Source organism: Enterobacter sp. ECC-249 (genome assembly GCF_043965265.1).
Classification (GTDB): domain Bacteria; phylum Pseudomonadota; class Gammaproteobacteria; order Enterobacterales; family Enterobacteriaceae; genus Enterobacter; species Enterobacter quasiroggenkampii.
On record NZ_CP143660.1, the window covers coordinates 4,365,400 to 4,389,385 of the forward strand.

The 23,986-nt window shown below is 57.9% G+C and carries 29 protein-coding genes; 17 read left to right on the forward strand and 12 right to left on the reverse strand.

Features of this window, described 5'->3' with window-relative positions:
• The first annotated feature begins 111 nt into the window (after positions 1–111).
• From galP to ruvX, 7 genes are all read left to right on the forward strand, one after another.
• The gene (galP, locus tag V1587_RS20710) at positions 112–1,509 is read left to right on the forward strand and encodes a galactose/proton symporter (RefSeq protein WP_129345383.1); all 1,398 of its coding nucleotides are present in this window, start codon (positions 112–114) and stop codon (positions 1,507–1,509) included.
• Positions 1,510–1,567: 58 nt separating this feature from the next.
• The gene (locus V1587_RS20715; RefSeq protein WP_371897842.1) at positions 1,568–2,065 is read left to right on the forward strand and encodes a SprT family zinc-dependent metalloprotease; all 498 of its coding nucleotides are present in this window, start codon (positions 1,568–1,570) and stop codon (positions 2,063–2,065) included.
• Between the two features lie 94 nt (positions 2,066–2,159).
• Positions 2,160–2,867, forward strand: a complete 708-nt coding sequence (gene endA, locus V1587_RS20720; protein ID WP_021242074.1) for a deoxyribonuclease I — start codon at positions 2,160–2,162, stop codon at positions 2,865–2,867.
• 51 nt (positions 2,868–2,918) lie between these two features.
• Complete coding sequence (rsmE, locus tag V1587_RS20725) at positions 2,919–3,650, forward strand: 16S rRNA (uracil(1498)-N(3))-methyltransferase (RefSeq protein ID WP_021242075.1); 732 nt, start codon at positions 2,919–2,921, stop codon at positions 3,648–3,650.
• Positions 3,651–3,669: 19 nt separating this feature from the next.
• On the forward strand, positions 3,670–4,617 hold the full coding sequence (gene gshB, locus V1587_RS20730) for a glutathione synthase (RefSeq protein ID WP_024906557.1): 948 nt from the start codon (positions 3,670–3,672) through the stop codon (positions 4,615–4,617).
• Positions 4,618–4,704: 87 nt separating this feature from the next.
• Positions 4,705–5,265: a YqgE/AlgH family protein gene (locus V1587_RS20735; protein ID WP_028014368.1), complete on the forward strand. Its 561-nt coding sequence runs from the start codon at positions 4,705–4,707 to the stop codon at positions 5,263–5,265.
• A complete protein-coding gene (gene ruvX / locus V1587_RS20740; RefSeq protein ID WP_021242076.1) occupies positions 5,265–5,681 on the forward strand; it encodes a Holliday junction resolvase RuvX in 417 nt (138 codons plus the stop codon). The genes V1587_RS20735 and ruvX overlap by 1 nt, the downstream gene beginning before the upstream one ends.
• Positions 5,682–5,691: 10 nt before the next feature.
• On the opposite strand, the gene V1587_RS20745 is transcribed toward ruvX, so the two are convergent.
• Entirely contained in the window at positions 5,692–6,672 is a 981-nt protein-coding gene (locus V1587_RS20745; protein ID WP_371897841.1) for a type IV pilus twitching motility protein PilT, read from the reverse strand.
• Positions 6,673–6,689: 17 nt separating this feature from the next.
• On the opposite strand from V1587_RS20745, the gene V1587_RS20750 reads away from it, so the two are divergent.
• The 6 genes from V1587_RS20750 (at position 6,690) to V1587_RS20775 (ending at position 10,430) form a co-directional block, all read left to right on the forward strand.
• Positions 6,690–7,391 carry a YggS family pyridoxal phosphate-dependent enzyme gene (locus V1587_RS20750; RefSeq protein ID WP_371897840.1) on the forward strand — a complete coding sequence of 234 codons (702 nt, stop codon included), beginning with the start codon at positions 6,690–6,692 and terminating at the stop codon, positions 7,389–7,391.
• Positions 7,392–7,412: 21 nt separating this feature from the next.
• Positions 7,413–7,979, forward strand: coding sequence for a YggT family protein (locus V1587_RS20755; protein ID WP_336668952.1), 567 nt, complete (start codon positions 7,413–7,415; stop codon positions 7,977–7,979).
• On the forward strand, positions 7,976–8,272 hold the full coding sequence (gene yggU, locus V1587_RS20760) for a DUF167 family protein YggU (RefSeq protein WP_023309131.1): 297 nt from the start codon (positions 7,976–7,978) through the stop codon (positions 8,270–8,272). The genes V1587_RS20755 and yggU overlap by 4 nt, the downstream gene beginning before the upstream one ends.
• A 3-nt stretch (positions 8,273–8,275) precedes the next feature.
• Positions 8,276–8,869, forward strand: coding sequence for an XTP/dITP diphosphatase (locus V1587_RS20765; RefSeq protein ID WP_371897839.1), 594 nt, complete (start codon positions 8,276–8,278; stop codon positions 8,867–8,869).
• Positions 8,862–10,004 (forward strand): radical SAM family heme chaperone HemW, encoded by a 1,143-nt coding sequence (gene hemW / locus V1587_RS20770; RefSeq protein ID WP_371897838.1) that lies wholly within the window; start codon positions 8,862–8,864, stop codon positions 10,002–10,004. The genes V1587_RS20765 and hemW overlap by 8 nt, the downstream gene beginning before the upstream one ends.
• A gap of 63 nt (positions 10,005–10,067) precedes the next feature.
• Positions 10,068–10,430, forward strand: coding sequence for an endonuclease domain-containing protein (locus V1587_RS20775; protein WP_371897837.1), 363 nt, complete (start codon positions 10,068–10,070; stop codon positions 10,428–10,430).
• Between the two features lie 61 nt (positions 10,431–10,491).
• On the opposite strand, the gene V1587_RS20780 is transcribed toward V1587_RS20775, so the two are convergent.
• From V1587_RS20780 to trmB, 3 genes are read right to left on the reverse strand one after another with little or no spacing between them, the layout of a single operon-like run.
• On the reverse strand, positions 10,492–11,208 hold the full coding sequence (locus V1587_RS20780) for a DUF2884 domain-containing protein (protein ID WP_257260149.1): 717 nt from the start codon (positions 11,206–11,208) through the stop codon (positions 10,492–10,494).
• 56 nt (positions 11,209–11,264) lie between these two features.
• Entirely contained in the window at positions 11,265–11,591 is a 327-nt protein-coding gene (locus V1587_RS20785; protein WP_014885198.1) for a YggL family protein, read from the reverse strand.
• The gene (gene trmB, locus V1587_RS20790) at positions 11,591–12,310 is read right to left on the reverse strand and encodes a tRNA (guanosine(46)-N7)-methyltransferase TrmB (RefSeq protein WP_023333355.1); all 720 of its coding nucleotides are present in this window, start codon (positions 12,308–12,310) and stop codon (positions 11,591–11,593) included. Before trmB ends, V1587_RS20785 begins: the two co-directional genes overlap by 1 nt.
• A gap of 144 nt (positions 12,311–12,454) precedes the next feature.
• On the opposite strand from trmB, the gene mutY reads away from it, so the two are divergent.
• The 4 genes from mutY to V1587_RS20810 all read left to right on the forward strand — a co-directional run bounded on the left by mutY (position 12,455) and on the right by V1587_RS20810 (position 16,482).
• Positions 12,455–13,507: an A/G-specific adenine glycosylase gene (gene mutY, locus V1587_RS20795; protein ID WP_371897836.1), complete on the forward strand. Its 1,053-nt coding sequence runs from the start codon at positions 12,455–12,457 to the stop codon at positions 13,505–13,507.
• A gap of 26 nt (positions 13,508–13,533) precedes the next feature.
• A complete protein-coding gene (locus V1587_RS20800) occupies positions 13,534–13,806 on the forward strand; it encodes an oxidative damage protection protein (protein WP_008499765.1) in 273 nt (90 codons plus the stop codon).
• Between the two features lie 124 nt (positions 13,807–13,930).
• Positions 13,931–15,007, forward strand: coding sequence for a membrane-bound lytic murein transglycosylase MltC (mltC, locus tag V1587_RS20805; protein WP_371897835.1), 1,077 nt, complete (start codon positions 13,931–13,933; stop codon positions 15,005–15,007).
• A gap of 218 nt (positions 15,008–15,225) precedes the next feature.
• Entirely contained in the window at positions 15,226–16,482 is a 1,257-nt protein-coding gene (locus tag V1587_RS20810) for a nucleoside permease (protein WP_371897834.1), read from the forward strand.
• A gap of 78 nt (positions 16,483–16,560) precedes the next feature.
• Here V1587_RS20810 and citG read toward each other — a convergent pair whose 3' ends face one another.
• From citG to V1587_RS20850, 8 genes are read right to left on the reverse strand one after another with little or no spacing between them, the layout of a single operon-like run.
• Entirely contained in the window at positions 16,561–17,364 is an 804-nt protein-coding gene (citG, locus tag V1587_RS20815; protein ID WP_371897833.1) for a triphosphoribosyl-dephospho-CoA synthase CitG, read from the reverse strand.
• Positions 17,342–17,881 (reverse strand): citrate lyase holo-[acyl-carrier protein] synthase, encoded by a 540-nt coding sequence (gene citX, locus V1587_RS20820; RefSeq protein ID WP_371897832.1) that lies wholly within the window; start codon positions 17,879–17,881, stop codon positions 17,342–17,344. The genes citG and citX overlap by 23 nt, the downstream gene beginning before the upstream one ends.
• Positions 17,882–17,883: 2 nt before the next feature.
• Positions 17,884–19,401, reverse strand: a complete 1,518-nt coding sequence (citF, locus tag V1587_RS20825; protein WP_371897831.1) for a citrate lyase subunit alpha — start codon at positions 19,399–19,401, stop codon at positions 17,884–17,886.
• 10 nt (positions 19,402–19,411) lie between these two features.
• Positions 19,412–20,287, reverse strand: coding sequence for a citrate (pro-3S)-lyase subunit beta (gene citE, locus V1587_RS20830; protein ID WP_371897830.1), 876 nt, complete (start codon positions 20,285–20,287; stop codon positions 19,412–19,414).
• Positions 20,284–20,577, reverse strand: coding sequence for a citrate lyase acyl carrier protein (gene citD / locus V1587_RS20835; protein ID WP_008499773.1), 294 nt, complete (start codon positions 20,575–20,577; stop codon positions 20,284–20,286). The genes citE and citD overlap by 4 nt, the downstream gene beginning before the upstream one ends.
• Positions 20,578–20,593: 16 nt before the next feature.
• Complete coding sequence (gene citC, locus V1587_RS20840) at positions 20,594–21,616, reverse strand: [citrate (pro-3S)-lyase] ligase (protein WP_371897829.1); 1,023 nt, start codon at positions 21,614–21,616, stop codon at positions 20,594–20,596.
• Positions 21,617–21,626: 10 nt separating this feature from the next.
• Positions 21,627–22,490, reverse strand: coding sequence for a fumarylacetoacetate hydrolase family protein (locus tag V1587_RS20845; protein ID WP_021242089.1), 864 nt, complete (start codon positions 22,488–22,490; stop codon positions 21,627–21,629).
• Between the two features lie 17 nt (positions 22,491–22,507).
• Complete coding sequence (locus V1587_RS20850) at positions 22,508–23,875, reverse strand: 2-hydroxycarboxylate transporter family protein (protein ID WP_371897828.1); 1,368 nt, start codon at positions 23,873–23,875, stop codon at positions 22,508–22,510.
• Between the last annotated feature and the right edge of the window lie 111 nt (positions 23,876–23,986).

Here is a 23,986-nt window from a genome sequence, read left to right on the forward strand (position 1 = left end):
GTTGTACGTTAGTGTAACCGATTACACCTATGTGATTAATCTCACATATTTTTACGGGTCGCTCACCTACCCTTTACATCAATAAAACTGATAACCCAACTGGAGGGCATAATGCCTGACAATAAAAAACAGGGGCGTACGTCCAACAAGGCGATGACATTCTTTGTCTGTTTCCTCGCCGCCCTGGCAGGATTACTTTTTGGCCTGGATATCGGCGTCATTGCCGGTGCATTACCTTTCATCACTGACGAGTTCCAGATCAGCGCTCACACTCAGGAGTGGGTGGTCAGCTCAATGATGTTTGGCGCTGCCGTCGGGGCCGTCGGCAGCGGCTGGCTCTCCTTCAAGCTCGGGCGTAAAAAGAGCCTGATGATTGGCGCGATCCTGTTCGTTGCCGGCTCACTCTTCTCTGCCGCAGCGCCTAACGTTGAGGTCCTGCTAGTTTCCCGCGTGCTGCTCGGTCTTGCCGTGGGCGTGGCGTCTTATACCGCCCCGCTTTACCTGTCCGAAATCGCGCCGGAGAAAATCCGCGGCAGTATGATTTCGATGTACCAGCTCATGATCACCATCGGTATTTTGGGCGCGTACCTTTCTGATACGGCGTTTAGCTACAGCGGCGCGTGGCGCTGGATGCTCGGCGTGATTATCATCCCGGCCATCCTGCTGCTGATTGGCGTCTTTTTCCTGCCGGACAGCCCGCGCTGGTTCGCCGCCAAACGGCGCTTCGTTGATGCTGAACGCGTGCTGCTTCGCCTGCGCGATACCAGCGCAGAAGCGAAAAACGAGCTGGAAGAGATCCGCGAAAGCCTGAAGGTCAAACAGTCCGGCTGGGCGCTGTTTAAAGAGAACAGCAACTTCCGCCGCGCGGTGTTCCTCGGCGTGCTGCTTCAGGTGATGCAGCAGTTCACCGGGATGAACGTCATCATGTATTACGCGCCAAAAATCTTCGAGCTGGCGGGTTATACCAATACTACCGAGCAGATGTGGGGGACCGTTATCGTGGGTCTGACCAACGTGCTGGCGACCTTTATCGCCATCGGTCTGGTAGACCGCTGGGGACGTAAGCCAACGCTGACGCTGGGCTTCCTGGTAATGGCGGCCGGTATGGGCGTCCTCGGTACCATGATGCATGTGGGCATTCACTCCCCAACCGCCCAGTACTTTGCGGTAGGCATGCTGCTGATGTTTATCGTCGGGTTTGCGATGAGCGCCGGCCCGCTGATCTGGGTGCTGTGCTCTGAGATCCAGCCGCTGAAAGGGCGTGATTTTGGTATCACCTGCTCTACCGCAACGAACTGGATTGCCAACATGATCGTCGGCGCAACGTTCCTGACCATGCTTAATACCCTGGGCAACGCGAACACCTTCTGGGTCTACGCCGGTCTGAACATCTTCTTTATTGTTCTGACCATCTGGCTGGTTCCAGAAACCAAACATGTGTCCCTGGAACATATTGAACGTAACCTGATGAAAGGTCGTCCTCTGCGCGAAATCGGCGCCCACGACTAATCCTCACTCGGGAGGTGCCCCTTGCACCTCCCCGCTTCGCGCTTTATGCTCTGCCCCTATGAAAGCTCCCCGTCTCCCCATCGCCATTCAGCAGGCCATTATGCGCAGCCTGCGGGAAAAACTCGCCCAGGCGAACCTGAAGCTCGGTCGCAACTACCCTGAACCAAAACTCGTCTACCAGCAGCGTGGCACCTCGGCCGGTACCGCCTGGCTTGAGTCGTATGAGATCCGCCTTAACCCGGTGCTGATGATGGAAAACCAGCAGGCGTTTATCGAGGAAGTGGTGCCGCACGAGCTGGCGCATCTGCTGGTGTGGAAGCACTTTGGCCGCGTCGCGCCGCATGGAAAAGAGTGGAAGTGGATGATGGAGGCGGTGCTCGGCGTTCCGGCCCGCCGCACGCATCAGTTCGAGCTGGAATCGGTACGCCGCAATACCTTCCCCTACCGCTGTCAGTGCCAGCAGCACCAGCTTACCGTCCGTCGCCATAATCGCGTGGTGCGCGGCGAGGCGACCTACCGCTGCGTCAAATGCGGCGAGCCGCTGGTGGCCGAATAATCATCTGAACTTTCAGGAACTTTCCTGATCTGACTGATTGCATACAGGAACAACATTCGTTACGTTGCGGGCTCGTTTTGACACGGAGTGTAAGATGTCCCGTAATTTTTCTCTCGCGGTCGCTTTTCTGACGACGGCGCTCTCAGGCCACGCGCTGGCCGATGGTATCAACAGTTTTTCCCAGGCTAAAGCAGCAGGCGTGAAGGTGAACGCCGATGTGCCGGGCGATTTCTACTGCGGCTGTAAAATCAACTGGCAGGGTAAAAAAGGGGTCGTTGACCTTGAGTCCTGCGGCTACAAAGTGCGTAAAAACGAAAACCGCGCCAGCCGTATTGAATGGGAACACGTCGTTCCGGCATGGCAGTTTGGCCACCAGCGCCAGTGCTGGCAGGATGGCGGGCGTAAAAACTGCGCCAAAGATCCGGTTTACCGCCAGATGGAAAGCGATATGCATAACCTTCAGCCTGCCGTGGGTGAGGTAAACGGCGACCGGGGCAATTTCATGTACAGCCAGTGGAACGGTGGCGAAGGCCAGTACGGCCAGTGCGGTATGAAGATTGATTTTAAAGAGAAAGTCGCCGAGCCCCCTGCCCGCGCGCGCGGCAGCATTGCCCGCACCTACTTCTATATGCGCGACCGTTACGATCTCAACCTTTCCCGCCAGCAGACGCAGCTGTTCAACGCCTGGGACAAGCAGTACCCGGTGACGGAGTGGGAATGCCAGCGCGACGAACGTATCGCCAGAGTCCAGGGGAATCACAACCCTTACGTCCAGCGGGCTTGCCAGGCGCAAAAGAGCTAACCTACACTACGGCAATTCGCTTATATCGCATGACATATGGAATTTCTGACTATGCGCATTCCCCGCATTTACCACCCTGAACTGATTACCGCAGGCCGCGAAATCGCCCTGTCTGATGACGCCGCCAACCACGTTGGCCGCGTGCTGCGCATGGGCGCCGGTCAGGCAATCCAGCTGTTCGACGGTTCGAACCAGGTTTTCGACGCCGAAATTACGCGGGCAGATAAAAAAAGCGTACACGTGAACGTCCTGCGCGGTGAAGTGGATGACCGGGAATCACCGCTGCACATCCATCTGGGCCAGGTGATGTCGCGCGGTGAGAAAATGGAGTTCACCATTCAGAAATCCATTGAACTGGGTGTAAGCCTCATTACGCCACTTTTTTCTGAGCGCTGTGGCGTTAAACTGGATGCGGAACGTCTTAACAAAAAGATCCAGCAGTGGCAGAAAATTGCCATCGCGGCTTGTGAACAGAGTGGCCGCAACCGTATTCCGGAGATCCGCCCGGCGATGGATCTGGAGGAGTGGTGTGCAGAAGAAGACAGCGGGCTAAAGCTCAATCTTCATCCGCGCGCCAGCGCCAGCATCAATACGCTGCCGCTGCCCGTTGAGCGCGTTCGCCTGCTGATTGGCCCCGAAGGCGGCCTGTCGGCGGACGAGATTGCGATGACGGCACGTTACCAGTTTACTGATATTCTGTTGGGACCTCGCGTTCTGCGCACTGAGACAACGGCACTCACGGCCATTACCGCGCTACAGGTACGGTTTGGCGATCTGGGTTGAAGCATTAACGGAGAAGAACATGATCAAGCTCGGCATCGTGATGGACCCCATCGCAAACATTAACATCAAGAAAGATTCCAGCTTCGCCATGCTGCTGGAAGCGCAGCGTCGCGGCTATGAACTCCACTATATGGAGATGAACGATCTTTACCTGATCAACGGTGAAGCCCGCGCGCGCACCCGCATCGTTAACGTCGAGCAGAACTACGACAAATGGTACGAATTCGGCACCGAGCAGGACATTGCGCTGGCCGATCTCAACGTCATTCTGATGCGTAAAGATCCGCCGTTCGACACCGAGTACATCTACTGCACCTATATTCTCGAACGCGCGGAAGAGAAAGGCACGCTGATCGTCAACAAGCCTCAGAGCCTGCGCGACTGTAACGAGAAGCTCTACACCGCGTGGTTCTCTGACCTGACGCCTGAAACCCTGGTGACCCGCAGCAAAGCGCAGCTGAAAGAATTCTGGCAGAAGCACGGCGATATCATCATGAAGCCGCTGGACGGCATGGGCGGCGCGTCGATTTTCCGCGTGAAAGAGAGCGATCCGAACATTGGCGTGATTGCCGAAACGCTGACCGAACTTGGCACGCGCTACTGCATGGCGCAAAACTATATTCCGGCGATCAAAGACGGCGATAAACGCGTTCTGGTGGTGGATGGCGAACCGGTTCCTTACTGCCTGGCGCGTATTCCGCAGGGTGGCGAAACCCGCGGCAACCTGGCAGCCGGTGGCCGCGGTGAGCCGCGCCCGCTGACCGAAAGCGACTGGGAAATTGCCCGCCGCGTTGGCCCAACGCTGAAAGCCAAAGGCCTGATCTTCGTCGGACTGGATATCATCGGCGATCGTCTGACCGAAGTGAACGTCACCAGCCCGACCTGCATTCGTGAAATTGAGGCGGAATTCCCTGTCTCAATCACCGGGATGCTGATGGACGCTATCGAAAAACGTTTACAAAAATAACCTAACAATACTATTAGTGACAGCGCCTGAGTTTGTCCCCATACTGGGCGCTGTCGCTTTTTAAACCAGGAAACAGTACCTCTGACAATGAATTTACAGCATCACTTTCTTATTGCCATGCCTGCTCTCCAGGACCCGATTTTTCGCCGCGCCGTGGTTTATATTTGTGAATACAATGAAGACGGCGCGATGGGCATTATCATCAATAAACCACTAGAAAATCTTCAGGTTGAAGGGATTCTGGACAAGCTGAAAATATCGGCTGAAGCGCGACTGCCGGAAATCCGGCTGGATAAACCGGTGATGCTCGGTGGACCTCTTGCAGAAGATCGCGGTTTTATCCTGCATACGCCGCCGGTATTCTCTTCCAGCATTCGCATCTCCGACAACACCGTTATCACGACCTCGCGTGACGTGCTCGAAACGCTGGGCACCGCAGAGCAGCCTTCTGAAGTGCTGGTGGCGCTGGGCTATTCGTCGTGGGAGAAAGGCCAGCTTGAGCAGGAGATCCTCGATAACGCCTGGCTCACCGCGCCTGCAGACATGAATATCCTGTTTAAAACGCCGATTGCCGATCGCTGGCGCGACGCGGCGAAGCTGATTGGCATTGATATCCTGACCATGCCTGGCGTAGCGGGGCATGCCTGATGAGCGGAACGCTTCTGGCCTTCGATTTTGGTACCAAAAGCATCGGCGTCGCCGTGGGGCAGCGCATCACCGGTACCGCGCGTCCGCTAACGGCCCTGAAGGCCAACGACGGTACGCCGGACTGGAACCTCATTGAGCGCCTGCTCAAAGAGTGGCAGCCGGATGACGTGATTGTTGGGCTTCCGCTGAACATGGACGGTACCGAACAGCCGCTTACCGCACGGGCGCGTAAGTTCGCCAATAAAATCCATGGCCGCTTTGGCGTCTCCGTGAAGCTGCACGACGAGCGTCTGAGCACCGTCGAAGCGCGTGCGGGTCTGTTTGAGCACGGCGGCTTCCGGGCGCTGAACAAAGGCAGCGTGGACTCCGCTTCTGCCGTTATCATCCTCGAAAGCTATTTCGAGCAGGGCTTTTAAGCACAGGGGCTTACAGCCGCCCCTGCGCCCGTCTCTCCGCCAGGCTCTGGTCAAAGTTCTGCATGCCCGCCTGCTGACCGGTTTGAATGATGCCGGGCAGTTGCCACGTTTTCCCTTCACGAATGAGATTTGCCGCCGCGGCGGTATTCACCAGCAGTTCATACAGCGCGACGCGCCCGCCCTGAAGATCGGGAAGCAGTTTCTGCGCCAGCACCGCACGCATGCTGCCGGCCAGCTGGTTACGCACCGGATCTTTCTCCTGCGCCGGGAACGTATCGACCAGCCGCTCAATCGCCTGCGATGCCCCGCGCGTATGCAGGGTCGCCAGCACCAGATGCCCGGTTTCCGCCGCCGTCAGCGCCAGGCGGATCGTTTCGCTGTCGCGCAACTCCCCGAGCAGAATCACGTCAGGATCCTGGCGCAAGGCACTGCGCAGCGCTTCGGCAAATGACGGGCTGTGCTGGCCTATCTCCCGCTGCTGGATCAGGCAACGCTCGCTCTGGTAGATAAACTCCACCGGATCTTCAAGCGTGAGGATATGGCCGTCAGTGTGGTGGTTGAGAAAATCGACCATCGCCGCCAGCGTCGTGGATTTACCGCTGCCGGTCGCCCCCGTCACCAGAATCAACCCGGCGTCATTGGACAATAGTTCCGGGATGGCCCGCGGTGCGCCCAGTGAAGCGAGCTGCGGACAGGTACGCGGCAACAGCCGCAGCGTCACAGAGATACCGCGCATCTGCTTAAAGGCACTGCCGCGCAGGCGCTGGCCTCCCGCCACCGTCGCGGCAAAATCCACCTGCCCGCTGGCCCACCATATCCCCTGCTGCTCATCGTTGAGCCACGTTTTTAACAACGCCCCGACGTCAGGAGGAGGAAACGGTGCCGGTTCAAGGCGGCCCGTTCTTCGCCAGCGGGGTGGCGAATCACTGCACAGGTGTAGATCGGAGACGTTATGCTTTACACTAAGGGCCACAATTTCTTCCACATCCATAGACTACTCCTCGGAAAATGAACGACATTGCGCATAACCTGGCACAGGTCCGGGACAAAATCTCAGCCGCCGCAGCGCGTTGCGGCCGGGCTTCAGAAGAAATTACGCTGCTTGCAGTCAGCAAAACCAAGCCTGCGAGCGCCATCGCAGAAGCCATTGATGCAGGCCAGAGGGCGTTCGGTGAAAACTACGTGCAGGAAGGCGTGGACAAAATTCGCTACTTCCAGGAACAGGGGAAGACGGATCTGCAGTGGCACTTTATTGGCCCACTGCAGTCGAACAAAAGCCGTCTGGTGGCAGAACACTTCGACTGGTGTCATACCATTGACCGCCTGCGCATTGCAACGCGTCTGAACGACCAGCGTCCGGCAGAGATGCCAGCGCTTAACGTGCTGATTCAGGTCAATATCAGCGACGAAAACAGCAAGTCCGGCATTGCGCTGAGCGAGCTGGACGCGCTGGCCGCAGAGGTGGTCGAACTGCCGCGCTTAACCCTGCGCGGGCTGATGGCAATCCCGGCGCCTGAGTCAAGTTATGAAAGGCAGTTTGCCGTGGCACAGCAAATGGCTGTAGCATTTGAGGCGCTTAAAGCGCGCTATAACACGGTAGACACGCTTTCTCTGGGCATGTCGGATGATATGGAAGCCGCCATCGCGGCAGGCAGCACTATGGTGCGCATCGGCACGGCAATTTTCGGTGCGCGCGACTACTCAAAATAATAAGGAAACCTGAGGAACGCCATGAAGACGTTGACTTTCCTGCTCTCAACTGTGCTTGAGCTGTATACGATGGCGCTTTTGCTGCGCGTCTGGATGCAGTGGGCCCGCTGTGATTTTTACAATCCGTTCTCGCAGTTTGTCGTGAAAATTACGCAGCCTGTTGTTGGACCGCTGCGCCGTATTATCCCGGCCATGGGCCCCATCGACAGTTCGTCTCTGCTGGTGGCGTTTATTCTGAGCGTTATCAAAGCGATTGTGCTGTTTATGGTCATCACATTCCAGCCGATTATCTGGATTGCCGCGGTTCTGATTCTGATCAAAACCATCGGCCTGCTGATTTTCTGGGTGCTGCTGGTCATGGCCATCATGAGCTGGGTGAGCCAGGGACGTAGCCCGGTGGAGTATGCATTGATTCAGCTGGCCGAGCCGCTGCTGCGTCCGATCCGTAACCTGCTTCCCTCTATGGGCGGCATCGATTTTTCCCCGATGATCCTGGTTCTGCTGCTCTATGTGGTCAACATGGGGATCGCAGAGCTGTTACAGTCCACGGGCAATATGCTGCTGCCGGGGCTGTGGATGGCGCTATGAGTGCAGTAAGCACCTGCGCTGACGGGCTGGTTTTGCGGCTGTATATTCAGCCCAAAGCCAGCCGTGACGGTATTGTGGGGCTGCATGGCGACGAGTTAAAAGTCGCCATCACCGCCCCGCCGGTTGACGGCCAGGCGAACGCGCATCTGACCAAATATCTGGCTAAACAGTTTCGCGTCGCCAAAAGCCAGGTCATCATTGAAAAAGGTGAACTTGGGCGACATAAACAGGTAAAAATCCTTAATCCGCAATCTATCCCGACGGAAGTCGCGGCTCTGAAAGAACAGGACTAAACCATGCAGAAAGTTGTTCTCGCGACCGGCAACGCCGGTAAAGTGCGCGAGCTGGCCTCGCTATTAAATGATTTTGGGCTGGACGTGGTCGCCCAAACCGATCTTGGCGTGGAATCCGCCGAAGAGACGGGGCTGACGTTTATCGAAAACGCGATCCTCAAAGCACGCCACGCCGCGCAGATTACCGGCCTGCCCGCGATTGCCGACGACTCCGGCCTGGCGGTGGATTTTCTCGGCGGTGCGCCGGGGATCTACTCTGCGCGCTACTCCGGCGTTGACGCCACCGACCAGCAGAATCTGGAAAAGCTGCTTGTCGCCCTGAAGGACGTACCGGACGAACAGCGCACCGCGCAGTTCCACTGCGTGCTGGTCTATCTGCGTCACGCGGAAGACCCTACGCCGATCGTCTGCCACGGCAGCTGGCCGGGTGTGATTACCCGTGAAGCGGCTGGCAACGGCGGCTTTGGCTACGACCCGATTTTCTTTGTCCCGACCGCGGGCAAAACCGCTGCGGAACTGACCCGCGAAGAGAAAAGCGCGATTTCCCACCGCGGACGCGCGCTGAAACTGTTACTGGAAGCACTGCGTAATGGCTAATTTGCCGCCTCTGAGTCTTTATATTCACATCCCGTGGTGCGTGCAGAAATGCCCGTACTGCGATTTCAACTCGCACGCGCTGAAGGGCGAAGTGCCGCACGATGACTACGTTGCGCATCTGCTGGCCGATCTGGACGCCGATGTACCTTACGCACAGGGACGTGAAGTTAAGACCATTTTCATTGGTGGTGGTACGCCGAGCCTGCTGTCAGGCCCGGCGATGCAAACGCTGCTGGATGGCGTGCGTGCGCGCCTGAACCTGGCAGCGGATGCTGAAATTACGATGGAGGCCAACCCCGGCACCGTTGAGGCCGACCGTTTTGTCGACTATCAGCGCGCGGGCGTAAACCGCATCTCCATCGGCGTGCAGAGCTTTAGCGAGCCAAAGCTGAAACGGCTGGGGCGTATTCACGGCCCGGAAGAGGCGAAGCGCGCGGCAAACCTGGCGACCGGTCTTAATCTTCGCAGCTTTAACCTGGATTTGATGCACGGCCTGCCGGATCAGTCGCTGGAAGAGGCGCTGGACGACTTGCGCCAGGCCATTGCGCTGAATCCCCCGCACCTGTCGTGGTACCAGCTCACCATCGAGCCCAACACCCTGTTTGGCTCGCGCCCGCCGGTGCTGCCGGACGACGACGCGCTGTGGGATATCTTCGAGCAGGGTCACCAGCTGTTAACGGCTGCGGGCTATCAGCAGTACGAAACATCGGCGTATGCGAAGCCGGGCTACCAGTGTCAGCACAACCTGAACTACTGGCGTTTTGGCGACTATCTCGGGATTGGCTGCGGCGCGCACGGCAAGGTGACCTTCCCGGACGGACGCATTCTGCGCACCGCCAAAACCCGCCACCCGCGCGGTTATATGGAAGGCCGCTACCTGGAGCGTCAGCACGACGTAGAGGCAGCGGATAAGCCGTTTGAGTTCTTTATGAACCGCTTCCGCCTGCTTGAAGCCGCGCCGCGCGCGGAGTTTGCGCGTTACACCGGGCTGCCGGAATCGGTGATTCGCCCGCAGATTGACGAGGCGCTGGCCCAGGGGTATCTCACCGAAAGTGAGGAATACTGGCAGATCACCGAGCACGGCAAACTATTCTTAAACTCCCTTCTTGAGCTGTTCCTTGCCGAAGAATCCTGAAGGTTGATTCAGGATTTTGCATCCCGTTCTGCCGGCTGAGGGAAAGGCTGGCAGAGTGTGGGGATGGAAATTACTCGTACATATGCAAAACAGCTCAGACGCGAACTGACAACGGAAGAAAGGCGGCTTTGGTATCTACTGCGCAGCCGCCGTTTCGAAAATTATAAATTTCGCCGACAGCATCCGGTAGGAAACTACATACTGGATTTCGCCTGCTGCGCAGAGCGGCTGGCTATAGAACTGGATGGCGGACAGCATGCTGAAAATCTGGAATATGATTGCCAAAGGACAACCTGGCTAAATCAAAAAGGCTGGCATGTCATTCGATTTTGGAACAACGAACTTTGGAATAACGAAGAAGCGGTGTTAGAAAAAATATTTGAGACACTGCAAATGCTGCAACCCTCACCCCGGCCCTCTCCCTGAAAGGGAGAGGGAGCAAACCATCCCCTCGCCCCTTTGGGGAGAGGGATAGGGTGAGGGGAACTTACTTCAGCGTCCCCACCAGCGCCTTCCGGCTGTCTTCCAGCGACACCACGCGTTTACACACGTCTTTACCGAACTGCTGGAAATCATCTTCCTGGTTCTTCCACTCGTTCTGAATGGAGGTTTGCAGGCCGCCCAGACTGCCCAGCACGCCCTGCAGCGGGTTACCGCCGCCTTTAAGTACGGCTTTGGCGCCCATCTCGTTGATACTGTCCTGCAGGATGCCGCCCATCGCCTGGTTCACCAGCTGCTGCCCGTCAGCGCGGACCTGATCAATCGCCTTGTAGTGGAACGTCAGGCCGTCGGTGCGCGTCTCGATAATGCGGTTCATCTGTTCTTTAAGCTGCTTATCGAGCTTCGTCAGGCGGGTACGCATGTTGCTGCTCTCACCCACCTCTTTGGTGATGATCTTATCCAGCGCCACGCGGCTCTTTTCGACGCGCGTCAGGGCACCTTCATTAATCCATGGCAGCGCGGTACGCAAATCGGCCTGATAGTCTTTCGCCTGCTCGCGCTGTGCGGCAGTCAGGTTGTACTGCTTGCCGTTATAGGTGACGTTCCCTTCTGGCGTAATCACCAGATTGCCGTTCTCGCCTTTGACCTGCACGGTTTGCGGGCTTAACACCACGTCATCACGCGGGGTGACGCTACATTGATAATCCGCATGGGCGGTGAATCCGGTTGCCATCAAAGCAACAGCCAGCAACGTTTTGCGCATCTTAAACACTCCCTCAGACAAAATGGGCCAGCTAATGCTGGCCCCTTACTGCTTTATTAGTCCCACCAAACGTCGAAAAGTTCGCTAACGCGGACATCTTCGAGCTTGTGGTCTTCAAGCCATTTACGTACCAGCGCCTGATGTTCTTCGGTGCATTTACCCACTTCCTGGGTGCAGATCAGACCTTCCCAGGCCAGGTAGCCGCTACCGTCGAAGGCTAGCTTGTTTGGCTCAATCACGTCATTGATGAACGCATCCACGTCCTGATCGATCTGTTCTACACTGGTGCCTTCCGGGAAACGCCACGCAACGGAGAAGCCCACTTCCTGGAATTCTTCGATGTGCATCTTTTTACGCAGACGACGGCTACGATTCTTTGCCATTATTTCACCCTCTCGAACATTAAGTCCCATACACCGTGACCAAGACGATGGCCACGCTGTTCAAATTTCGTTACCGGACGCGATTCCGGACGCGGTACATAGTCGTTGCTCGCAGACTGGTTTTTATACCCGTCCAGCGACGACATCACTTCCAGCATATGTTCCGCATACGGTTCCCAGTCGGTCGCCATATGGAAGACACCGCCCAGCTTCAGCTTGCTTTTTACCAGCTCGGCAAACGGCGCCTGAACGATACGGCGTTTATTATGACGTGCTTTGTGCCATGGGTCAGGGAAAAAGAGCTGAACCATGGTTAAAGAATTGTCAGGAATCATTTTGTGCAGCACTTCCACCGCGTCGTGACACATCACGCGCAGGTTCTCAACGCCCTCTTCATGGGCCGTTGCCAGACACGCACCAACGCCGGGGGAGTGGACTTCGATACCGAGGAAGTTCTGCTCAGGGCGCGCTTTCGCCATGGTCACCAGCGAGGTACCCATACCAAAACCGATCTCCAGCGTGACGGGTGCTTCGCGGCCGAACAGTTCAGTAAAGTCCAGAGGCTGCTCGCTGAACTCAACGCCCATCACCGGCCAGTAGTTGTCCAGCGCGTGTTGCTGACCTTTTGTCAGGCGGCCCTGACGACGGACAAAGCTGCGAATACGGCGCAGCGGGCGACCGTTTTCATCAAATTCCGGTGAAATGACGTCGTTTTTCATAAAAGAGTTGTCTGCTTGTGAGATTGTTCGGGAAACGGGCATTATCCAAAGTTAAGGCTTCTATGCAAGCATGGGAAAGATCCGGTTTACAGCAGATTGACGCTGTGCTGCAATCTGCGTCCCTGATTATGCGAATCGATGACCATGCAAGCCTCTCAATTTTCAGCCCAGGTGCTGGACTGGTACGACAAATACGGGCGTAAAACCCTGCCCTGGCAAATTGAAAAAACGCCTTACAAAGTATGGCTCTCCGAGGTGATGTTGCAACAAACGCAGGTCGCCACGGTGATCCCTTACTTCGAGCGTTTTATGGCGCGCTTCCCGACGGTGACCGATCTGGCCAACGCGCCGCTGGACGAGGTCCTGCACCTGTGGACCGGTCTTGGCTATTACGCCCGCGCGCGTAACCTTCACAAGGCCGCACAGCAGGTCGCGACGCGCCACAACGGGAAATTCCCGGAAACTTTTGATGAGGTGGCAGATCTCCCCGGCGTCGGACGTTCAACCGCAGGCGCCATTCTCTCCCTGTCTTTAGGCAAGCATTTCCCGATCCTCGACGGCAACGTGAAGCGCGTGCTGGCACGCTGCTACGCCGTCGAAGGCTGGCCGGGGAAGAAAGACGTTGAAAAACGCCTGTGGGAAATCAGTGAAGCGGTCACCCCGGCCAACGGCGTCGAGCGTTTCAACCAGGCGATGATGGATCTCGGCGCGATGGTCTGCACGCGCTCAAAGCCCAAATGCGAACTCTGCCCGGTGAATAATCTCTGCGTGGCGTATGCCAACCATTCATGGGCGCAGTATCCGGGTAAGAAACCCAAACAGACGCTGCCGGAGCGCACCGGCTATATGCTGCTGATGCAGCACGGCGACGAGGTCTTCCTGGCCCAGCGTCCGCCGAGCGGTCTGTGGGGTGGTCTATACTGCTTCCCACAGTTTGAAGACGAAGACTTGCTGCGTGAATGGCTTAAACAGCGCGGGATTGCTGCCGATAACCTGACGCAGCTGACCGCGTTTCGCCATACCTTCAGCCATTTCCACCTGGATATCGTACCCATGTGGCTTCCCGTGTCGTCATTTGCCTCGTGCATGGATGAAGGCACCGCTCTCTGGTATAACTTAGCGCAACCGCCATCAGTCGGACTGGCGGCTCCCGTGGAGCGCCTGTTACAGCAATTACGTGCCGGTGCAATGGTTTAGCATCGACAAGAAAAAGAGGAATGAGTATGGCCAGAACGATTTTTTGTACTTTCCTGCAGCGTGACGCTGAAGGCCAGGATTTCCAGCTTTATCCGGGCGAGCTGGGTAAACGCATCTACAATGAAATCTCCAAAGAAGCCTGGGGACAGTGGCAGAAAAAGCAGACCATGCTGATCAACGAGAAGAAACTCAGCATGATGAACCCGGAACACCGCAAGCTGCTGGAGCAGGAGATGGTGAGCTTCCTGTTCGAAGGTAAAGACGTGCACATCGAAGGCTATACGCCACCGGAAAAATAATATCGAGCGGCTGTTGCCGGGTGGCGCTGCGCTTACCCGGCCTACAAAACCGTAGGCCCGTGCAAGCGTAGCGCCGCCGGGCAATAGCAACGACTAAGCAAACACAACACGCACTCCCGGAATGATGAAAAAACTATTAGCGCTAGCCCTTGTTGCGCCGTTGCTGGTCTCGTGTTCGTCAAAAAAAGGCGAAGATTACAACGAAGCCTGGATCAAGGACACCAACGGTTTTGACATTTTGATGGGGCAGTTTGCCCACAACATCGAGAACATATGGGGATTTAACGAAGTTCTTATTGCCGGACCCAAGGACTACGTTAAGTACACCGACGCCTATCAGACCCGTAGCCACATCAACTTTGATGAGGGTACGATCACGATTGAGACCATCGCAGGCACGGACCCTGCGGCACGACTCCGTCAGGCGATTATCAAAACCCTGCTGATGGGTGACGATCCGGGAACTATCGATCTCTACTCCGATGCCGACGATATCACCATCTCGAAAGAGCCGTTCCTGTACGGCCAGGTCGTCGATCAGACCGGTCAACCGATCCGCTGGGAAGGTCGCGCCACGAAATTTGCCGACTACCTGCTGCAGACGCGCCTGAAGAGCCGCTCTAACGGGCTGAAGATTATCTACAGCGTCACCATCAACCTCGTCCCGAACCACCTCGACAAGCGTGCGCATAAGTACATTGGGATGGTGCGTCAGGCCTCGCGTAAGTACGGCGTGGATGAGTCGCTGATCCTGGCGATTATGCAGACCGAATCCTCATTTAACCCGTACGCGGTAAGCCGTTCCGACGCCCTGGGGCTGATGCAGGTGGTGCAGCACAGCGCGGGTAAAGACGTCTTCCGCGCGCAGGGGAAATCCGGCACGCCGAGCCGCAGCTATCTGTTCGACCCGCAGAGCAACATTGATACCGGTACCGCCTATCTGGCGATGCTGAACAATGTGTACCTCGGCGGCATCGATAACCCAACGTCGCGTCGCTATGCGGTGATCACCGCCTATAACGGCGGCGCGGGCAGCGTGCTGCGCGTCTTCTCGAATGACAAAGTGCAGGCCGCGAACATCATCAACAGCATGGCGCCGGGGGATGTTTATTCCACCCTGACCACCCGCCACCCGTCTGCGGAATCCCGCCGGTACCTGTATAAGGTGAATACGGCGCAGAAAAACTATCGTCGTCGATAATCAACACACCTTCTCCTGCAAGGAGAAGGTGTTCTGCTTCCCCCCATCCATACGAAAATGTTATTTGCATCACAATCCAAACTGCAAATTAATGTGGATTGCATTTTTTTGCGGGAGGTAACAAAACATATCGTTGCCAACTGATAGAATTGCATCAAATAACAACCCTGAATGTTCCTATAACAACATATCTCCCGCTCACTTGTGAGGAAAGTAACATGAACCTTAAGCTGCAGCTTAAAATATTGTCGTTTCTGCAGTTCTGCCTGTGGGGTAGCTGGCTGACTACACTCGGCTCCTATATGTTTGTGACGCTCAAGTTCGATGGTGCGTCAATCGGTGCCGTATACAGCTCGCTAGGTATTGCGGCGGTCTTTATGCCAACGCTGCTGGGGATCGTGGCGGATAAATGGCTGAGCGCCAAATGGCTGTACATGCTTTGCCATCTGGTGGGCGCGGGGACGCTGTTTATGGCAGCCCAGGTAACCACGCCGGGGGCGATGTTCATGGTGATCCTGCTTAACTCGCTGGCCTATATGCCAACGCTTGGGCTGATCAACACCATCTCCTACTACCGCCTGAAGTCTGCGGATATGGATATCGTGACCGATTTCCCGCCAATCCGTATCTGGGGGACCATCGGCTTTATCATGGCAATGTGGGGCGTGAGCTTCGCGGGCTTCGAACTGAGCCATATGCAGCTCTATATCGGTGCTGCACTCTCCGTGGTGCTGGCGCTCTTCACCCTTACGCTGCCGCATATTCCGGTCTCAAACCAGCAGAAAAACCAAAGCTGGAGCACCATGCTCGGCCTGGACGCCTTCGCGCTGTTCAAAAACAAACGCATGGCGATCTTCTTCATCTTCTCCATGCTGCTGGGCGCGGAGCTGCAGATCACCAACATGTTCGGCAACACCTTCCTGCACAGCTTCGATAACAACCCGCTGTTCTCCGGCAGCTTTATCGTTGAACATGCGTCGGTGATGATGTCCATCTCTCAGATCTCTGAGACGCTGTTCATCCTGACCATCCCATTCTTCCTGAGCCGCTACGGCATCAAAAACGTCATGCTGATCAGTATCGCGGCGTGGATGTTGCGCTTCGGTCTGTTCGCCTACGGCGACCCAAGCCCGTTCGGTACCGTGCTGCTGGTGCTGTCGATGATCGTTTACGGCTGCGCCTTCGACTTCTTCAACATCTCCGGTTCGGTGTTTGTGGAAAAAGAAGTGAAGCCTGAAATCCGCGCCAGCGCGCAGGGTATGTTCCTGATGATGACTAACGGCTTCGGCTGTATTCTGGGCGGCGTGGTGAGCGGCAAAGTGGTTGAGATGTACACCACCGACGGCATCACCAACTGGCAGCCTGTGTGGCTGATCTTCGCGGCGTACTCGCTGGTGCTGTTCTTCGCGTTCATCGCGCTGTTCAAGTACAAGCACGTGCGTGAACCGCACGGTGCGCAGCCGATCGCGCATTGATTGTTGTGCCCGGTGGCGCTTCGCTTACCGGGCCTACAAATCAAACCGTAGGCCGGGTAAGGCGAAGCCGCCACCCGGCTATTTTATTGCAGACAGCACCCACCCCACCGACAGCAAATCCGCACTGCCGCCCGGGCTCAGGTTCCGTTCAATTAACGCGTTATCCATCTTAAGCAATGCCTCGCGGTCCCAGCCAGTAGCCAGTAATTCCCGCGCATAGCCCTGAACGTAGCGCAGCCCTTCCATGCCGCCGCGTGAAACCAGATTGCTGTCCTGATTAACCGCCATCAGGCGCAACAGCAGGTCGTGAAGTGAATGTCCGTTCCACTGCGCCAGCGCCTTACGCACCGTCGCAAAGCCGCTCTCCGCCTCGCCGCGCGCGCCGGTTAAGCCGTACTGCTTAAACTGCCGCTCGCCCGCCGTCGCCTGTCCGCTGCGTGCGTCCAGCTCCCGCGACACCAGCCCGCGACAGATGTTACTCACCTCACAGCAAAGGCTTTCTGCGGAGAGCTTTTTCACACGACCGGCGGCGAAGCACAGTAAACCCAGGGCAAAAATTCCGCCCTTGTGCGTGTTCACTCCGTTCGTCGCGGCGTACATCGCCTGCTCACAGGCCATCCCCATCGGACGAAGTAGCCGTAGCTGTTCGCCAGCGGGTTTATCCGCATGCGCGCTGCCCAGCTCGGCAAAGCGCGAAAACCACGGCGTAATTGCCCCGATGCTGCGGACAAACAGCGCGTGGTCCATATCGCGATGGGAACCGTTATTGATCTTGTCCACCAGCCCCGGCTTGGGCGTCAGCTCCAGCTCCTGCCATAGCGCCGCTTCGGCAAGCGCGGGCACGTCAACCGGGCGCGGTTTAGTCGCGAGCAAACCAGTCATCGATCGTCTTCTCCACGCGGGAAACCACCTGCTCAACGGGGTGATTGCGCGAACGGGAGCAGGCGTGTGCGGGCGCGTCGCAGATCAGGCAGCGCCTGAGATTCGCCCCCAGCGACTGACGCCCGACGTGGCCGTGCTGAGGGCAAATCACGTCCAGATCCCAAAGCCTGCCGAGCGGGTGCGTCTGCTCCAGATCCGCACAGTGCGCTTTGATTTCCACCGCCGGATGGGCCACACACCACAGGGCCTCTGGCCCGGTCGGGAGCCACAGCACCTGGCGGTCCAGCACCTGCCAGCGGTTCTCCCACAGCAGCTGGTCACACATCTGCAGCGCCACGCCCATGGTATTGCGGTAGCGCAGGCTGTCCTTGATTTCCCCTGGCGTGACCAGCGTGAGGGAAATCACCGGTTGTTGATAGTGCTCGAGCATGTCAGCCTGGCGCGCTGCGCGGCGCTCTTTCGCCGCCAGCAGTTCGTCCAGGCTGACACCCGCCCGCACGGGTGTCGCTGTTGTCATAATTACTCCTTCACCTGTCGTACGGTGTCGATCACGCTGCCGTCGCGGTAGCGAATCACCCCGACGATTTTGTCGGTAAATTCAATCGGTTTCGGTTCGCCCGTCAGGGAGATCGCACGCTCATACAGCGCGTTGATACCCACAACCTTCAGCCCGGCTTCCAGCAGCCGCTCGCGGATCTCCGGGCGCGCCGGGTTTACCGCGATGCCGTGGTCGGTGACCAGAACGTCGATACTTTCGCCCGGCGTGAGGCGCGTGGTAACCCGCTTAACGACCGTCGGAATGCGGCTGCGCAGCAGCGGCGCGACCACGATGGTCAGGTTTGCCGCAGCGGCCACGTCGCAGTGCCCGCCGGACGCGCCGCGCATCACGCCGTCGGAGCCGGTGATGACGTTGACGTTGAAATCAACGTCGATTTCAAGGGCGCTGAGGATCACCACGTCGAGCCGATCGCAGCTTGCCGCCTTGCTGCCGGGGTTGGCGTAAACGTTGGTTGAGATCTCCACGTGGTTCGGGTTGCGCGCCAGCGAAGCCGCCGCCTGGCCGTCAAAGCACTGGGTATCGAGCAGCTTTTCGATGAGCCCCTTCTCGTGCAGGTCCACCAGGCTGCCGGTGATGCCGCCGAGCGCAAAGCGCGCCTTCACGCCGCTGCGCTCCATCTTCTCTTCCATAAAGCGGGTGCAGGCCGTGGCCGCCGCGCCGGAGCCGGTCTGCATCGAGAAGCCCGGTTTGAAGTAGCCGGAGTGTTCAATCACGTCCGCCGCATAGCGGGCGATCATCAGCTCGCGCGGGTTGCTGGTGACACGCGCCGCGCCAACGCTGATTTTCGCCGGATCGCCCACGCTCTCGACCTGCACGATGTAGTCCACCTGGTCCTGCACCAGGCTGGCGGGCATATTGGGAAACGGCACCAGCTCTTCGGTCAGCAGCACTACCTTGCGGGCAAACTGCGCGTCCACCATGGCGTAGCCCAGGGAACCGCAGCACGATTTGCCGTGCGTGCCGTTGGCGTTGCCAAACTCATCGCTGCACGGCACGCCGAGAAAAGCCACGTCAATATTCAGCTCGCCGTCCTGGAGCAGCTTCACGCGACCACCGTGGGAGTGAATTTGCACCGGCTCGTCCATTAGCCCGTGGGAGATGGCATCCGCCAGCCTGCCGCGCATGCCGGAGGTATAAATCCGGGTGATGACGCCGCTTTCAATATGCTCGATCAGCGCATCGTTGCAGGTCATCAGCGAGCTGGAGGCCAGCGTCAGGTTTTTGAAGCCCATTCGCGCCAGCAGCGCCACGACGGTGTTGATTACCCGGTCCCCTTCGCGAAACGCATGGTGGAAGGAGATGGTCATCCCGTCCTGCAGGGCACAGCGCTTAACCGCCTCTTCAACAGAGGCGCAGAGCTTGCGGCTGTGCTTCGCGTCGCTGTCCGCCAGCCACGGCGTAGCGCTGTGGGCGGTATCAAACGGTTTTAAGTCCCGCAGATGGGGAAAATTCACGTGAAGAAGTTCTGTCTGATTCATTATTTTATCCTTACCGACGCACGCCGGAGGCCGCCGCGCGCTCCAGCACCACCTGCGCGTGGTTAATAATCGGTGCATCCACCATTTTGCCGTTGAGCGACACCACGCCCAGGCCGTTACGCTCGCCCTCTTCTGCAGCCTCAATCACCCTTCTGGCGTGCTCCACCTCTTCCTGAGTCGGGGCGTAGGCGTTGTGCAGCAGGTCAATCTGGCGCGGGTTAATCAGCGATTTGCCGTTAAAGCCCATCTTGCGGATCAGATCGACCTCGCGCAGGAACCCGGCCTCGTCGTTAACGTCTGACCACACCACGTCGAAAGCGTCGATGCCCGCCGCACGGGCGGCGTGCAGCACGGCGCAGCGGGCGTAGAACAGCTCGGTGCCGTCGCCGCGCTCGGTCTGCATGTCCATCACGTAGTCAAAGGCGGCCAGCGCAATGCCGATAAGGCGCGGAGAGCTGCGGGCAATCGCCACGGCGTTAATGACGCCAACGGCCGACTCAATCGCCGCCATCACGCGGGTGGAACCGACCTCGCGGCCGCACTCCTGCTCGATGCGCTCGAGGTGGCCTTCCAGCTCGTAGATATCGTCCGGCGTGTCGGTTTTCGGCAGGCGGATCACGTCCACGCCGGCCCGCACGGCGGCCTCCAGATCCAGCAGGCCAAACGGCGTACTCAGCGGGTTAATGCGCACCACGGTTTCGATATCCTGATACATCGGATGCTGCAGCGCGTGGAACACCAGCATGCGCGCGGTATCCTTCTCGCGCAGGGCAACGGCGTCCTCAAGGTCAAACATGATGGAGTCGGGACGGTAGATAAAGGCGGTGGAGAGCATGGCGGCGTTAGCGCCGGGCAGGAACAGCATACTGCGGCGGAGTTTGCTCATTTCAGCGCCCCCCAGTTGATGGCCTGTTCATCGGCGGCACGCATCAGTGCGCTTTGCAGGCGGGCGCGGATCACACAGTCCAGCGCTCCTTTGTCTTCAATAATGATTAATCCCTGGTGCACGTTCATGGCGCGCAATGTGTCGTTGACCACCTGGCGAATTTGCTCGCCGAACTGCTTAATCACTTCACTGTGGATGACTATCTCCAGCTCACCGTGAGCGGGAGCGATTTTCACCATCAGGTCGCTGGACTCCTGCGTTCCGGCCAGCGCCTCCCTTACAATTTTCATGATAAATTCCTGGTAGTTAAGCGACTTCCGCACTCGCACGGTAATGCGTTTCGAGATGCGCGAAGGTGGAGTCCGGGACAATCTCCCGGATCCGGGAAAACTGCTGTGTCTTCAGTAAGCGGCGCACTTCGGACGCTGAAATAGCGTTGCCGGTGACCTTGATGCGCGGCATTTCCACCACCTCGATATGCGAGGCCAGCAGGTCGTGCAGCGTCTGGTTGTACTGGCGAGTGATATCGCAGAACGGCTCCGAGCCGATGAAGCGGTGCGTGATGCCGAGCGCCGGGGCGATGAAGTCCCGGAAGATCAGCACGTCGATCTCGCTCCACGCCTGCTGCACTTTGCCGCTCTCCTTCAGGAAGTAGGCCGGAAACGTGGCGCGAGAGATGATGTACTGCGAGCCCTCATGCACCACCACGTTCGGCAGATGCGCCACGCCCGCGCGCACCATTTCGAGACGCGCGCTGAACGGGAAGAACGAGGCGTCTTCACGCACCACGAACAGGTGCAGGGCGTCACACCGCTGCGCCGCCTGCTCCACCAGATGGCGGTGGCCGAGGGTGAACGGATTGGCGTTCATCACGATGGCGCCAATTTTCTCTCCGCACTTGCGGTTCGCGCGCAGAGAACGGCAGTAGCGCTCGATCCCCTGCGGGGTGTTCTCCATCAGCACGGCGTTGTTCCCGCTCTGGGCAATCGGCCAGAAGCCGCTGCGGGCAAAGCGCTCCCGGTTGCACGGACGGGTGCAGAGGAAGAGGTGAAAATGGCCGCGCTCCAGCGCCGCATTTTCCACCTCTGCCAGCAGCCGCGCGCTGAGGTTCTCACCGCGAAGCTGCTCGTTCACCGCCACACACTTGATGACGTTGGCGGCAAGCCCTGCGCAACCCACCAGCTGCGAGCCGGACCAGGCTTCGACGAACAGCGTGATGTCGTTGTCCAGGCCAAGGCCGCTGTCCGCCAGCAAATAACGGATCTGACTTAAGCGTTCCGGATGTTTCGCCACCAGCGTGTGGCGAAAATCGATGGGTTGACTGTTCATGCCGCCTTACTCAGTGTGCCGCCGCAAGCCCGACGGCTGGCGCTTCCACGATCACGTTGCTCAGATGACCGATATGCTCGATCTCCACCTCAATGCGATCCCCCTCTTTCATAAACAGCGGCGGATTGCGCTTTTTACCCACGCCGCCCGGTGAGCCGGTGATGATCACGTCGCCCGGGCTGAGGCGGGTGAAGGTGCTGATGTACTCGATCAGCTCCGCCACCTTGTGGATCATGCTGCTGGTGTTGTCTTCCTGCACCATGCGACCGTTCAGCCAGGTGCGGATTGCCAGCTGGTGCGGATCGGGGATCTCATCCGCCGTCGCCATCCACGGGCCAAACGCGCCGGTTTTGCGCCAGTTTTTACCGGCGGTAAACCAGGTGTGCTGCCAGTCGCGGGCGGAGCCGTCCATGTAGCAGCTGTAGCCCGCCACGTGGCGAAGGGCGTCGTCGCGGCTGATATTCTCCCCGCCTTTACCGATGATCACCGCCAGCTCGCCTTCGTAGTCGAATTCGCTGGAGTGGCGCGGCTTCAGCACCGGCTCGTTGTGGCCGGTCTGTGAATCCGGAAAGCGGACAAACAGCGTCGGGGCCGGGTTGTGCTGGTCAAATTCCTTGCGCTTGTCGGCGTAGTTCATGCCCACGCAGAGGATTTTTTCCGGCTGCTCAATCACCGGTAAGAAGGTGATGGCGCTCATCGGCACGTCCACGGCGTCGTTCAGGTAGCGGGTGGCCTGCGCCAGCCCGTTACCCTGCAGCAGCGCTTTAAGGTCGCTGTAGCGGTCGCCAAGACGGCGGCCTAAATCAATCACGCCGTCGGCCTGGACGATGCCGTAGCTGCGTTTTCCCTGGTATAAAAAGCTTGCGAGTTTCATTGTTCTTTCCTGAAAACTTAAACGAGGAAGTTGCCCAGAATCAGCAGTGAGATAGAGACGTTAATCGCCCCGCCGATACGGGTAGCAATCTGGGCGAACGGCATCAGGCTCATGCGGTTGCCTGCGGTCAGGATCGCCACGTCGCCGGTACCGCCCTGGCCGCTCTGGCAGCAGGAAACGATGGCGACATCAATCGGGTGCATACCAATCTTTTTGCCGACGAAGAACCCGGTCGCCACCAGCGCGGAGACGGTGCTGATAATCACCAGCAGGTTGGTCAGCGTGAAGGCGGCCACCAGTTCATGCCATGGCGTGATGGCCACACCAACAGCAAAGAGAATCGGGTAGGTCACAGAGGTCTGGAAGAACTTGTACACCACCTGAGAGCCTTCCAGCAGGCGCGGAGAGGCGCCGTTGCAGAGCTTCACCAGCACCGCCATAAACAGCATGCCGACCGGAGCAGGCAGGCCAATCAGCTTGTGGCCGAGCATGCCCAGCATGTAAAGCAGCACCGCCAGCAGCACGCCGGAGGCAATAGTGGTCACGTCCGCTTTACCGGAGAATGCAGGCTGGGAGGCGGTGGCATCGGCATCGGCATTTGCGCGGTTAGGCATCAGCTGGCCTTCACCGGTCAGATGCGGGTAGCGTTTACCGAGCTGGTTCAGGCAGCCGGAGATGATGATTGCCGTCAGACCGCCGAGCATCACCATCGGCAGCACGCGACCGAGCGCCACGCCCTGGTCCATATGCAGCAGGGTGGCATAGCCGATAGAAAGCGGGATCGCCCCTTCTCCGACGCCGCCCGCCATGATCGGCAGAATGATAAAGAAGAAGATCTGGAATGGCTCAAGGCCCAGCGCCAGGCCGACGCCCATCCCCACCAGCATGCCGACGATTTCGCCGCACAGCATCGGGAAGAAGATGCGCAGGAAGCCCTGAATCAGCACCGTGCGATTCATGCTCATGATGCTGCCGACAATAATGCAGCAGATGTAGAGGTAGAGAATGTTGGTGGATTTGTAGAACTTGGTTGTAGACTCGACCACCACGTCCGGCAGCAGGCCGTAATAGACCAGCGCGGAAGGGATAAAGGTGGCGCAAATCGCCGCCGCGCCGAGCTTGCCGACAATCGGCAGGCGTTTGCCAAACTCACCGCAGGCAAAGCCGAAGAAGGCCAGCGTCGCCACCATCACCACGATATCGCTCGGCAGTTTTCCGCCCAGGCAATCAATCGCGATCAGTACACCCGCCAGAACGAACAGCGGCAGAGGAATAATCCCGATTTTCCAGGTATCCATAATATGCCACCAGCGCTCTTTGAGCGAAGGTTGCTGAATTTCAATCGGGTCGTGGGTAACAGAGAAAGAATCGTCAGTTGTGCTCATAATAAGCCCCTTGGTTATTTTGTGCGTTCAGCTTAGAGTCACAAAGGCTTACTTTATGTGAGGGATGGCATATTAAAAGCGAAGTTTTAATGGCAGCTATGGTTTTAATGG